Below are 12,526 nucleotides of genomic sequence, written 5' to 3'. Positions count from 1 at the left end.
GCTAGAGAAAGACTACATGCGCTATGAAGGAGGACGTTACTGTGCGAATGAATGAGAAACAATGGAACATTGGAAATCATAAGGATACCTTATCGGCGGATTTACATCGATTTACTGATTTAGAAGGAAGTGGAGCTAATTTGGAAACGACAAGTGAATTAGGTATCGCAATTGAAGATGTCAAATTATTAAAGAAAAAGCTGGATCGAGCTTGACAATCATTTCGGTACCGCTTAATATAATAGACATTCCAATATATAATATTAAAATACCGTTGAAGGAAAAAGTAATTGAGTTCCACTGGTGTAGAGAGAAAATGCCGTTGGCTGTGAGCATTTTCCCAGATGGCTTAATGAAAGACGCTCCTGAGGTTTTATATCGAAATAGAGTAGGTATGAACGTTTTGCAGGCGTTAACTGTGAAGAGCGGGTGCTATTAATTTAGCATCAACTAGGGTGGCAACGCGGGAAAAATCCCGTCCCTTATTTTATATAAGGGACGGGATTTTTTTAATACTATTATTATGAATTAGGAAGCAGGGGGTTTAGAGATGAGTATGAAGGCACCAAGAGGAACAGTGGATATATTACCAAAAGACGCTGCCAAATGGCAATATGCAGAGAATAAAATTAAAGATGTGTGCGATCGATTCCATTATAAAGAAATTCGCACCCCTTTATTTGAACATACCGAAGTATTCCAGCGTGGAGTTGGAGACTCTACAGATATTGTTCAAAAGGAAATGTATACCTTCGAAGATCGTGGAGGCCGAAGTCTTACACTGCGTCCAGAGGGTACTGCATCTGTATCGAGAGCTTTTGTTGAAAATAAACTATTTGGTGATCCAAACCAACCGGTTAAACTTTACTATTTTGCACAAATGTTTCGTTATGAGCGTCCTCAAAAAGGCAGAATGCGTCAATTGAATCAGTTTGGTGTGGAGGCACTTGGAAGTGCTGATCCAGCTGTTGATGCGGAAGTGATTGACCTTGCGATGACGGTGTATAAAGAGCTCGGATTAACATCATTAAAATTAGTGATTAACTCACTTGGAGATAAAGAGAGCAGAGACAATCACAGGCAAGCGCTTGTAAACCATTTTCAGCCGCATAAGGAAGAGCTATGCTCTGATTGTCAAACACGATTATCGCAAAATCCGCTTCGTGTATTAGATTGTAAAAAAGATCGTGATCACCCAGCAATGAAAACAGCTCCATCTATTCTTGAATATCTGAATGAGAGTTCTAAAGTCTATTTTGAGCAGGTTCAAGAATATTTAACATTAATGAATATTGACTTTGTTGTCGATGCAAATCTTGTTCGAGGACTTGATTATTATAACCATACAGCATTTGAAATTATGAGTGAAGCGGAAGGTTTTGGTGCAATTACAACGCTTGCTGGTGGTGGAAGATACAATGGTTTAATAGAGGAGCTAGGCGGGCCAGAAACGCCGGGAATAGGTTTTGGAATGGGTTTTGAGCGTTTGCTCATGGCACTCGAAGCAGAAAATATTGCAATTCCAATTGATGAAAGCCTTGACTGCTTTGTTGTAGCAACAGGATCATCTCAAGTTGAAAAAGAAGCAACACGACTCGTGCATGAGCTGAGAGCAAATGGAATTCAAGTGGATAAAGACTATCAAGGCCGTAAAATGAAAGCACAATTTAAAGCTGCTGACCGTTTTCAGGCGAAATATGTTTTAGTACTTGGTGAAGAAGAGCTGGAAAAGCAAACTGTGAATTTGAAAGAGATGGAAACTGGTCAGCAATCAGAAATATCCATAGATTGTTTAATTGAAGAATTGCAAAAAAGGCTTTTAGGAGGCAAATAACATGAGCGAAAGAATATATACAGGTAAATTAACAGAAGCGATGATTGAACAGGAAGTACTCCTAAAAGGCTGGGTACAAAAAAGACGTGATTTAGGTGGTTTGATATTTATTGATTTACGGGATAAATCAGGTGTGGTCCAAGTTGTATTTAATCCGGATAAATCACAAGAAGCATTAGAAACTGCGGAACGGGTTCGTTCGGAATATGTTTTGGAAGTTCGTGGAACCGTCGTTAAACGTAATGAATCGACTGTAAATCCGAATATGAAGACTGGAACAATTGAAGTTCTCGCAGGATCCGTTGCAATCTTGAATAAATCGAAAACACCTCCATTTGCAATTCAAGACGATACAGAGGTTTCTGAGGATATCAGATTAAAATATCGTTATTTAGATCTTAGAAGAAATGAATTACAGGAAACATTCAAGCTGCGTCACCAAACAACACAAATCATTCGTAACTTCTTGAATGACAATGAATTTTTGGAAATGGAAACACCAATCTTGACAAAAAGCACGCCAGAAGGTGCACGGGATTATCTCGTTCCAAGTCGTGTTCACCCAGGTGAATTTTATGCATTGCCACAATCACCACAGTTATTTAAGCAACTTATTATGATGAGCGGTTTTGAAAAGTATTATCAAATTGCCCGATGCTTCCGTGATGAGGATTTGCGTGCTGATAGACAGCCGGAATTCACACAAATTGATATCGAAACATCTTTTTTAACAAGTGATGAAATCATGGAAATGACGGAAAGTATGATGCAGCAGATTATGAAAGAAGTAAAAGGTATTGATATCGAATTGCCTTTACAACGGATGCCATATGATGAAGCAATGGGGCGCTTTGGTTCCGATAAACCAGACACACGATTTGGACTTGAATTAATCCATGTTTCAGATGTATTAGCTGGTTCAACTTTTAAAGTCTTCCAGGGAGCAATCGATTCAGGGGGGAAGGTTGCACTCTTAAATGTAAAAGGAGAGGCTGCTAATTACTCTCGGAAGGATATTGACAAATTAACCGACTTTGTCAAAGTTTATGGTGCAAAAGGGCTTGCTTGGGTGAAGGTAGAAGGAGACGAATTAAAAGGGCCGATTGCGAAATTTATCACAGATGATGAAAAAGCGGGACTTCTGGAAAAAGCAACAGCAGCAGATGGAGATTTGCTCCTATTTGTAGCAGATAAAACATCTGTTGTATATGACAGTCTAGGAGCATTACGCCTGAAGCTGGGCAAGCAGCTTAAGCTGATCGATGAATCCAAATTCAATTTCCTTTGGGTAACAGATTGGCCGTTGCTTGAGTATGATGAGGAATTAGGCAGATATTTTGCAGCGCATCATCCATTTACTTCACCAGTTGAGGAAGACCTTGATAAATTAGAAACAGACCCAGCTAATGTCAGAGCAAATGCCTATGATCTCGTGTTAAATGGATATGAGTTAGGCGGAGGGTCGATTCGTATTTATCAGAAAGAACAGCAAGATCATATGTTTAATGTGCTAGGCTTCACAAAAGAAAAAGCTCAAGAACAATTTGGATTTTTACTAGAAGCATTAGAGTACGGTGCACCCCCCCATGGTGGAATAGCACTCGGGCTTGACCGTATTATTATGCTTCTGGCTGGCAGATCAAATCTTAGAGATACAATTTTATTCCCGAAAACTGCATCTGCATCTGATTTAATGACAAATGCACCAAGCGAAGTTAGTCATGCACAGTTAGATGAACTAGCAATCAAGCTTTCAGAGAAAAGTGCGGCTAAATAAACAGGAATTTAGGATAACTGGAATTAATTTTTGTAAACAAAATATATAGACTTCGAACTAACTGCTAAGGTATGAGTAAGCCCCGCCGTCCGGGATCACTTTGGGCGGATGCATACCTAAGGGTACACCCGCGAAAAGCGGAATGTGTTTCCGGAGCGGGTATACGCTCAAGCCATAATTGACAATAGTTCGGAGTTTCTTTCGAATTTAACAGTAAAGACAGTAAAACAATCCTTTCCGGTTTGAGCATGACTAAAAAAATCATTTTCAAACCAGGAAGGATATTATAAAGAAATTGAGATTTTAATAGTTGTAAATATTGAAAAAAATCATCTGGTATGTTAAAATAAATTTGCAAATTAGCATGATTTTGTTTCAATCCTGATGTGTTCGTCTATTAAAAGTATTTTGACCGAACAACTGTATACTTGGGAGCTCGATTATGTTTTTATAGTGAATGCATGCCTTGTTATGTTTTAAATCCTGGAAGCATGATATCTATAAAACTGGGCACCCACCTGCCTGAAGCGGGATCAAAACTCATGATAGAACGGCACGATCGGGATTGAGCGAATACATAGAGGATGAAAAGCATGATCGCCTTGATCAGTTTAGCTGATGCGAAATTGTGTACTCTGCATTTATCATTCACAAAACAAAGAAAAAAAGGATCCTTTAAGGTTCCTTTTTTCTTTGCAGAATTAATTTGATCCTTGAGCTAATTGCTGCAAGTTACCGTTTTTGTCCATACGGAATGCAGGCGCTGTACGACTGTCTTTATCGTCAAGTACAGTCATTTTTCTTGCTCTATCCATAATTTGAATGAAAGTCTGGTAATCTTCTTGAATTGAAACCAGTTGATCCTCGGTAGATGAAAGCTGGTTTTCTAGTTCCTGAACTTTTGATTTTAGCATTACATTTTCTTTTTCAAGTGTCTCTAATGCTGCTTTTGATTGATTGGAAGCATTCGATTCTTTTTTTAATTCTTTTAAGTATTGAATAACCTTATCAATGCTTAAGCTTGATGTTTCAGCTACAGCAAGAGAATTAGTTTCAAGATTTGTTTCTGCTTTTTCATTTACTGAATGTAAGGAAACAGCAGGAACGCTTGTTTTCTTTGATACAGAGGATAATGCTCTTTTTTTCTCTTTACGTTGCCTTTTTGCAAGATCAATAGCACTTTCATATTTTGACCTAACTTCAGCATTCCAGCGAAAACCGCAAGCTGCAGAAGTCCGATTTAAATGGTCACCAACCTCATCAAATGCATTTAATTGTGTACTGCCCTCTCGAATATGGCGCAGTACTGTTTCTGCAAGCAGTAAATCATCTTCATGTGACCAAGCATCTTGTCTGACTTTAACCAATATATTCAACTCCTTTTTCATAGTGGCACAACAATAGATTGAATGTTTTAAGTCTATTATTACCGCATAGAAAAGGAATTATACATACGTGTTTGCATGAGAAATAAAAAAGAACAGCTAAAAAATTTGGTGTGTTATTTAACTGGACTCCTTTTAACAAACTCTTTTTCGTTACTTTTTAGTCTCTCTCTGAATTTTATCATGAACCTGCTTCAATGCTTGTTCGAATTTACCGCTGTTTTTGGGTTGGTAGTAGTTTTTATTTTTGATAGAATCAGGTAAATATTGTTGCTGAACCCAAGCACCATCGTAGTTATGGGGATATTTATAATCAATTCCCCGGCCTAGTTTTGCTGCCCCAGCATAATGCGAGTCCTTTAAGTGTGCCGGGATTTCACCACTTTTGCCACTTCGAATGTCAGTTAAAGCTGCGTCAAGTGCTTTATACGCCGTATTGGATTTAGGAGAAAGCGCAAGCTCAACAATTGCAACAGCTAATGGAATTCTTGCCTCAGGGAACCCAAGTCTTTCTGCAGCTTGAACTGCTGCCACAGCACGTGGACCAGCCTGAGGATTTGCAAGACCAATATCTTCATAGGCAATGACAATCATTCGGCGTGCAATACTATCAAGATCGCCTGCTTCAATTAATCTGCCTAAATAGTGGAGTGCCGCATTTACATCACTGCCACGTATGGATTTTTGAAAAGCTGAGAGCACGTCATAGTGTGCATCACCATTTTTATCATGTGAAAAACTTTTCTTCTGCATACATTCTTCAGCCACATCCAGATTAATGATGATTTGCTTATCTTCGTTTTCTGGCGTTGAAGCGACCGCAAGCTCTAAGCCATTTAATGCAGATCTTAAATCACCATTGGCTGAATTCGCAATATGATCAATAGCCGAATCCGTTATAACAATATCACGATTTCCATAACCGTTTTCTTTATTCTCTGCAGCACGGCGAATTGCAGTTATTACATTCTCTGGAGTTAATCCATGCAATTCAAAAAGATGACACCTGCTTCGAATTGCTGGATTAATTGAATGATAGGGATTGCTGGTTGTACAGCCAATCAATGTCACTAAATTGCTTTCTAAATGAGGAAGCAGGAAATCCTGCTTTGCTTTATCTAAGCGATGTACTTCATCCAATATTAAGACAATCTGTCCCATCATTTTTGCTTCTTCAACTACAATTTCCATATCCTTTTTTTTGTCCGTTACTGCGTTTAGCATTTTAACTGGTAAACCAACACTTTTGGCAAGCGCATATGCCATGGAAGTTTTTCCAGTTCCTGGTGGGCCGAAAAGAATCATCGATGCTAATTGATTTGCCCGTATCATACGATTAATGATTTTTCCTTCGCCTACAAGGTGTTCTTGTCCAATAATGTCTGTGATTAATTCAGGTCTCATTCGAAATGCGAGAGGTTTTTGTTTCATTTATATCTCCCTTTATATATAATTAATTAATTGTATTAGGATTGCTAAAATGCAAGACATACCCCATTCATGCTATAATAACTAATATTATAAACGAATGGACGATTGAAAGAAACAGAGGTGCATAATAGATGAAAATTTCAACGAAGGGCAGATATGGTTTAACCATTATGATAGCTTTAACAAAAAAGCATGGAGACGGTCCTCTATCGCTAAAGGCAATTGCCCAAGAAAATAACCTATCGGAGCATTATTTGGAACAGCTTGCTTCACCACTTCGAAATGCTGGATTGATTAAAAGTATCCGTGGTGCATACGGTGGATATATATTATCAAAGGAACCTAAGGAAATTACTGCAGGGGACGTAATCCGTGTTTTGGAAGGTCCACTTACAATTGTGGAAGGAATTGAAGAAGAAAAGCCTGCACAGCAAGCATTGTGGTTGCAAATTCGTGATGCCGTGAAAAATGTTTTGGATAGCACAACGTTAGAAGCTTTAGCGAATCATGATGAGGATGAAGTACAGGATGCATATATGTTTTATATCTAATCATTGCATACCGTATTAATAAAGGAAAGGAAATAAATTATGGAACCAATTTATTTGGATCATGCAGCAACAACGCCAATGGATGAGGAAGTTATTCAAGCAATGCTTCCTGTATATAAAGAAAATTTCGGAAACCCATCAAGCGTACATTCTTTTGGAAGAAAAGGACGCCAGATTCTTGATGAAGCTAGACGTATCATGGCGTCAAGCATCCAGGCAAATGAAAAAGAAATTACGTTTACAAGCGGCGGAACAGAAGCGGATAATCTGGCGCTTTTAGGAACAGCGCTGGCAAATCGGCATAAAGGAAATCATATTATCACAACAGTGCAGGAGCACCATGCGGTACTTCATACAGCAGAGGAGCTGGAAAGCCATGGATTTGAGGTTACGTATCTTCCAGTATATAAAAATGGGAAAATACGGATTGAAGATGTCCAGGATGCATTAACAGATCATACGATTCTTGTGTCGGTAATGTTTGTAAATAATGAGACGGGAATTATTCAGCCTATTAAAGAAATTGGAGAACTTTTAGAGGGGCATCAGGCATATTTTCATACAGATGCCGTACAAGCATATGGCTTGATTGATATTGATGTGAAGGAAATGGGAATTGATATGCTTACGGTATCTTCACATAAAATAAACGGTCCCAAAGGGATTGGCTTTCTATATGCCAACGAAAATGTGATGCTGAAATCTTTGCAGCATGGTGGAGAGCAGGAACGTAAACGTCGTCCAGGCACTGAAAATGTTGCAGGTGCCTTTGGTTTTCAAAAAGCTGTTGAGCTAGCAATGAAGCATAAGGAAATTAGAAAAGAACAGTATCAATCATATAAAGAGCTATTTATTCGAACGTTAAAAGAAAATAGAGTACAATTTGAGGTGAATGGAGATATGGAAGCATCTGTTGCTTCTATTATTAACATTAGCTTTCCGGGAACAAATGTTGAAGCACTGCTAGCAAATTTCGACTTAGATGGAATTGCGGCTTCCAGTGGCAGTGCATGTACCGCAGGAAGTGTAGAGCCGTCGCATGTATTGACAGCGATGTTTGGAAAAGATAACCCATGTACGACCAATTCGGTTCGATTCAGTTTCGGCATTTTTAATACAGAGGAAAATGTGAGAGAAGCAGCGAATCGTGTTTCTCGAATTGTCAAACGATTAACAGCATAAAGTGAAACCCCATTCAGCGGGGGAGACATTCCACTCCTACTGAATGTTTGCCCAACAAGGGAGCCCCGCAGGCCCTTGAACAGAATCAGCAATTTACGGGCTGCTTAACTTCCCACCTCCATTTATTTGCTTTTCCCATACTTAGTGGTGGGGTATTACAGCCTGTTAATGTGTGATAAATGTTTAACCTCTATAAAGGATAGTGAAGAAAAATGAAAAATAATAAAGATACACGTGTCGTAATCGGGATGAGTGGTGGTGTTGATTCATCTGTAGCTGCATTACTTTTAAAGGAACAAGGCTATGATGTTGTTGGCATCTTTATGAAAAACTGGGATGACACGGATGAATTTGGTGTTTGTACGGCTACAGAAGATTTTGATGATGTTGTTCGCGTCTGTAATCAGCTGGATATTCCATATTACTCTGTAAACTTTGAAAAGCAATACTGGGACAAAGTGTTTACTTATTTCCTAGATGAATACAAAGCAGGACGTACACCGAATCCAGACGTAATGTGCAATAAAGAAATTAAATTCAAAGCATTTTTAGATCACGCATTAGCGCTTGGGGCAGATTATTTAGCAACAGGACATTATGCACAAGTGCGTGAAACAGATGGACGTGTGGAAATGCTCCGTGGTGCAGATGATAATAAGGACCAAACCTATTTTCTAAATCAATTATCAGCTGACGTTTTAGAAAAAGTGATGTTTCCCCTAGGGCATTTACCGAAAAAAGAAGTAAGGAAAATCGCAAAAAATCATGGCCTTGTTACAGCCGACAAAAAGGATTCCACTGGAATTTGCTTTATTGGAGAGCGGAATTTCAAACAATTTCTTAGTGAATATTTACCAGCACAACCTGGTGAAATGCAAACCTTAGCTGGTGTCGTAAAAGGGCGTCATGATGGTTTGATGTACTATACAATTGGACAGCGCCAAGGATTGGGAATCGGCGGCTCAGGTGATCCGTGGTTTGTAGTAGGTAAGAATTTGAAAGAAAACATCTTATATGTTGAACAAGGCTTTCACCATGAAACATTATATTCCGATGCTTTAATCGCTACGGATGTTAATTGGATTAACAAAGATGTTATCAATGAAAGCTTTACCTGTACAGCGAAATTCCGTTATCGTCAAAAAGATAGCCGTGTAACAGTAAAACTCAGAGAAAATGGCGAAGTGTATGTAGAATTTGCTGAAAGCGAACGTGCAATTACCCCTGGTCAAGCAGTCGTATTTTATGATGGCGAAGTTTGTCTCGGTGGGGGAACAATCGATCAAATTATTAAAAATGACCGTTCATTGGATTACGTTGGTTAAGTAAGGAGTTTTGTTAATCGTGGACAAAAATGCACAAGCAATACAATATATGAAAGAACGTAAATTTGAAGAAGCTGCCAAGCTATTTAACGAAGTCATTGAGCAAAATCCAAAAGATGCAGTTGGCTATATAAATTTTGCTAATCTTTTAATGCAAGTAAATGAAAATGATCGTGCACTGCGTTTTTTGGAAAAAGCGGTTGAAATAGATCCAACAGCTGCAACAGCTTATTACGGATTAGGCAATCTTTATTTTGAGCAGTCCGCATTATCAAAAGCACAAACAAATTTTCAAAAAGCGATTGAGTTAGGTTTAGAAGAAAGTGATGTCTATTTCATGCTTGGCTTAACATTACAAAGTCAAGAACAGCCACGTCTTGCATTACCTTATCTGCTACGTGCAGCCGAACTTAACCCGGATGATGATGAAGTGCTTTTCCAATATGGACTTTCACTCGCGCAATGTGATAGTTTAACTGATGCGGAGGCAATCTTTAAACGCGTACTTAAAATCAACCAAGCGCATAGTGATGCCCATTACAATTTAGGTGTCATTTCACTGTTTAATGAAGAAGCGCAAGATGCTTTAAAACATTTTGATGAAGCGCTGCGTATACAGCCAGATCATCTGCTTGCATTAAACGGTAAGAAAAATGTGGAGCAGTTTATAAACGAAAACAAGTGATAAAAGAGCAAAAGAAAGATAGTGGGGTTGTTTCAAATGGAACAGGATCAACAAACAGTGAATGAACAAGGGTATATTAAAGGCGAAATTTTATATACCATTTTTCATAATGAAGCAGAGCATTTTTCTATCATTAAGGTCCGGGTTCAGGATACAAATGAAGATTTCAAAGAAAAAGAGATTGTTGCTAAAGGTTATTTTTCCAACCTCCAAGAGCAAACCCCCTATTTCTTTTATGGTACGTTTGAAAGACATGCCAGATTTGGATTGCAGTATAAGGTTGCTTCGTATAAAACAGTTGTACCAAATTCAAAGGATGGTTTAATATCTTACTTATCAAGTGATCTTTTTTATGGTGTTGGAAAAAAGACTGCTGAACGCATCGTTGAACATCTAGGCGAAACGGCTATCACACAGATTTTAAATGACGGAAGTATTTTACAAGGTGTGCCAGGATTAAAGAGAGAAACAGCTGAACGTTTAGCAGTTAGTTTGCAGGAAAACCAAGGATTTGAACACGTAGCAGTTTATTTAGCTAAATACGGTATTGGTTTAAAAATAGCGCAGCGTATCTATCAAGAATATAAGGATGAAGCTATAGCAGTTTTAGAAGAAGATCCATATCAGTATGTCTTTGCAATTGAAGGATTTGGTTTTCGAACAGCAGACGACATTGCTAGACAAAATGGGTTATCGATGACACACCCAAATCGAATTGGAGCTGGGTGTATTTATATGCTGCAAAAAAGTGTCCAAGAAGGACATGTATATATTCCCATTGAAATGTGTATCGACCAGGTTGGGGAGCTTCTTAGTATCCATCCCGAAGAAGCTGGCATCATAACCGAACAAATGGAAGAATTGAATAAAGAGAAGAAAGTTATCATGAAAGATACAAAGGTATACTTGCCTTCGCTTTATTATGCTGAGGATGGATTTGCAGCGAATTTGAAACGGATTATGGAAAAGCCTATTAAAGTTGAAACGCCGCTAGCAGAAATGATGAAAATTACGGGTGATATTGAAGAATCGGAAGTAATGAGCTATGGAAAAGAACAATTTTCGGCAATTAATCAATCGCTGCATTCGAAAGTAATGATTTTAACGGGTGGTCCCGGAACCGGAAAAACAACAGTGATTAAAGGTATTTTAAAAGCTTATTCAGTAATTCATGATGTTTCCCTTAATTTGAAAGATTATGATGATGCAGCTGATTTTCCATTTGTTTTAACGGCACCAACAGGAAGAGCTGCCAAACGTTTGAATGAGTCGACTGGTCTTCCAGCACTGACCATTCACAGACTCCTTGGTTGGAATGGAAGCAATGGATTCAGCAAGGATGAGCAAGAACAGCTATCCGGAAAAATTCTTATTGTAGATGAGTTTTCTATGGTTGATATTTGGCTTGCAAATAGTTTATTTAAGGCAATTCCTGATGAAATGCAAGTATTGCTAGTTGGGGATGAAGATCAGCTGCCATCCGTTGGGCCTGGTCAAGTATTAACAGATTTATTAAATAGTAATTTACTCCCGCTTGTTCGCCTTAATGAAGTATATCGCCAAAAAGAAGGTTCAAAAATCATTCAGCTTGCACATGAGATTAAAAATGATCAGCTGGCAGATCAGTCATTACAAAATGATAAAGATTTTAGTTTTATTGCTTGTAATGAACAGCAAGTGCTCCAAGTAGTAACATCAATTTTTAAAAAGGCGATGGATAAAGGACTTGATGCCATGGAAATTCAAGTATTAGCGCCCATGTACCGAAGCCAGGCAGGCATCACAATGATTAATGAACAGCTTCAGCAATTAATTAATCCAAAGACGAAAACAAAACGGGAAGTTAAGTACCATGATGTTGTTTACCGTGTAGGGGATAAAGTGATTCAGCTTGTCAATCAACCAGAGGATGGCGTTTATAATGGCGATATTGGAGAAGTTGTTGCTATTTTTCGAGAAGAAGAGAATGTAGATAACGTGGAGCAGGTTGTGATTAGTTTCGATGAGAAAGAAGTTGTCTATGAACGAAACAATTATAACAATTTCACTCATGCTTATTGCATTTCGATTCATAAGTCACAAGGCAGCGAATTTCCGATTGTTATCCTTCCTGTTGTATCGACCTATTTTCGTATGCTGCGAAAAAATTTACTGTACACAGCAATTACAAGAAGCAAAGAGTCTTTGATAATTTGTGGCGAAAAACAAGCATTTTTAAAAGGTATTCAGACAATGGATACGAATAAGCGCTATACGTCACTGAGAGAACAATTAAGTGATAGAATGAAAGATATCAAAGTGGAAAAATCGGAAGAAGCAGATGAAGAAGAAATCTCACCATATGATTTCATGTGAA

10 protein-coding genes, 1 other RNA gene and 1 other annotated feature are annotated in these 12,526 nt (G+C 38.3%); of the genes, 9 read left to right on the top strand and 2 right to left on the bottom strand.

Annotated elements, in window-relative coordinates; all coding sequences use genetic code 11:
* Positions 1-41 precede the first annotated feature (41 nt).
* From NSQ77_RS00515 to ssrS, 4 genes are all read left to right on the top strand, one after another.
* Positions 42-215 (top strand): hypothetical protein, encoded by a 174-nt coding sequence (locus tag NSQ77_RS00515; protein WP_339231130.1) that lies wholly within the window; start codon positions 42-44, stop codon positions 213-215.
* Between the two features lie 50 nt (positions 216-265).
* Positions 266-486 (top strand) — a binding site (T-box leader).
* 64 nt (positions 487-550) lie between these two features.
* Positions 551-1,834 (top strand): histidine--tRNA ligase, encoded by a 1,284-nt coding sequence (gene hisS, locus NSQ77_RS00510; protein ID WP_339228246.1) that lies wholly within the window; start codon positions 551-553, stop codon positions 1,832-1,834.
* Between the two features lies 1 nt (position 1,835).
* Entirely contained in the window at positions 1,836-3,611 is a 1,776-nt protein-coding gene (gene aspS, locus NSQ77_RS00505) for an aspartate--tRNA ligase (RefSeq protein ID WP_339228245.1), read from the top strand.
* A 375-nt stretch (positions 3,612-3,986) separates the two neighbouring features.
* Positions 3,987-4,181, top strand: a non-coding RNA gene (gene ssrS, locus NSQ77_RS00500) — 6S RNA.
* Positions 4,182-4,312: 131 nt separating this feature from the next.
* On the opposite strand, the gene NSQ77_RS00495 is transcribed toward ssrS, so the two are convergent.
* Positions 4,313-4,978 (bottom strand): RsfA family transcriptional regulator, encoded by a 666-nt coding sequence (locus NSQ77_RS00495; RefSeq protein ID WP_339228244.1) that lies wholly within the window; start codon positions 4,976-4,978, stop codon positions 4,313-4,315.
* A 171-nt stretch (positions 4,979-5,149) separates the two neighbouring features.
* Positions 5,150-6,427: a replication-associated recombination protein A gene (locus NSQ77_RS00490; RefSeq protein ID WP_339228243.1), complete on the bottom strand. Its 1,278-nt coding sequence runs from the start codon at positions 6,425-6,427 to the stop codon at positions 5,150-5,152.
* Positions 6,428-6,558: 131 nt separating this feature from the next.
* Between NSQ77_RS00490 and NSQ77_RS00485 the strand changes: the two genes are divergently transcribed.
* From NSQ77_RS00485 to NSQ77_RS00465, 5 genes are all read left to right on the top strand, one after another.
* Entirely contained in the window at positions 6,559-6,978 is a 420-nt protein-coding gene (locus NSQ77_RS00485; RefSeq protein ID WP_339228242.1) for an Rrf2 family transcriptional regulator, read from the top strand.
* A 39-nt stretch (positions 6,979-7,017) separates the two neighbouring features.
* A complete protein-coding gene (locus tag NSQ77_RS00480) occupies positions 7,018-8,160 on the top strand; it encodes a cysteine desulfurase family protein (RefSeq protein ID WP_339228241.1) in 1,143 nt (380 codons plus the stop codon).
* A 212-nt stretch (positions 8,161-8,372) separates the two neighbouring features.
* Entirely contained in the window at positions 8,373-9,485 is a 1,113-nt protein-coding gene (mnmA, locus tag NSQ77_RS00475) for a tRNA 2-thiouridine(34) synthase MnmA (protein ID WP_339228240.1), read from the top strand.
* A 19-nt stretch (positions 9,486-9,504) separates the two neighbouring features.
* Positions 9,505-10,170, top strand: a complete 666-nt coding sequence (locus NSQ77_RS00470) for a tetratricopeptide repeat protein (RefSeq protein WP_339228239.1) — start codon at positions 9,505-9,507, stop codon at positions 10,168-10,170.
* Between the two features lie 36 nt (positions 10,171-10,206).
* Positions 10,207-12,525: an ATP-dependent RecD-like DNA helicase gene (locus NSQ77_RS00465; protein ID WP_339228237.1), complete on the top strand. Its 2,319-nt coding sequence runs from the start codon at positions 10,207-10,209 to the stop codon at positions 12,523-12,525.
* Position 12,526 lies beyond the last annotated feature (1 nt).

The organism is Oceanobacillus sp. FSL K6-2867, assembly GCF_037963145.1.
Classification (GTDB): domain Bacteria; phylum Bacillota; class Bacilli; order Bacillales; family Amphibacillaceae; genus Oceanobacillus.
Note: the sequence above shows the minus strand (reverse complement) of the source record. Positions and strands in the feature narration are given on the sequence as shown.

Excerpts from the sequence above, each read along its gene's own strand:
- hisS (WP_339228246.1), top strand. The coding sequence starts at position 551 with ATGAGTATGAAGGCACCAAGAGGAACAGTGGATATATTACCAAAAGAC.
- aspS (WP_339228245.1), top strand. The coding sequence starts at position 1,836 with ATGAGCGAAAGAATATATACAGGTAAATTAACAGAAGCGATGATTGAA.
- NSQ77_RS00490 (WP_339228243.1), bottom strand. The coding sequence starts at position 6,427 with ATGAAACAAAAACCTCTCGCATTTCGAATGAGACCTGAATTAATCACA.
- NSQ77_RS00485 (WP_339228242.1), top strand. The coding sequence starts at position 6,559 with ATGAAAATTTCAACGAAGGGCAGATATGGTTTAACCATTATGATAGCT.
- NSQ77_RS00480 (WP_339228241.1), top strand. The coding sequence starts at position 7,018 with ATGGAACCAATTTATTTGGATCATGCAGCAACAACGCCAATGGATGAG.
- mnmA (WP_339228240.1), top strand. The coding sequence starts at position 8,373 with ATGAAAAATAATAAAGATACACGTGTCGTAATCGGGATGAGTGGTGGT.
- NSQ77_RS00465 (WP_339228237.1), top strand. The coding sequence starts at position 10,207 with ATGGAACAGGATCAACAAACAGTGAATGAACAAGGGTATATTAAAGGC.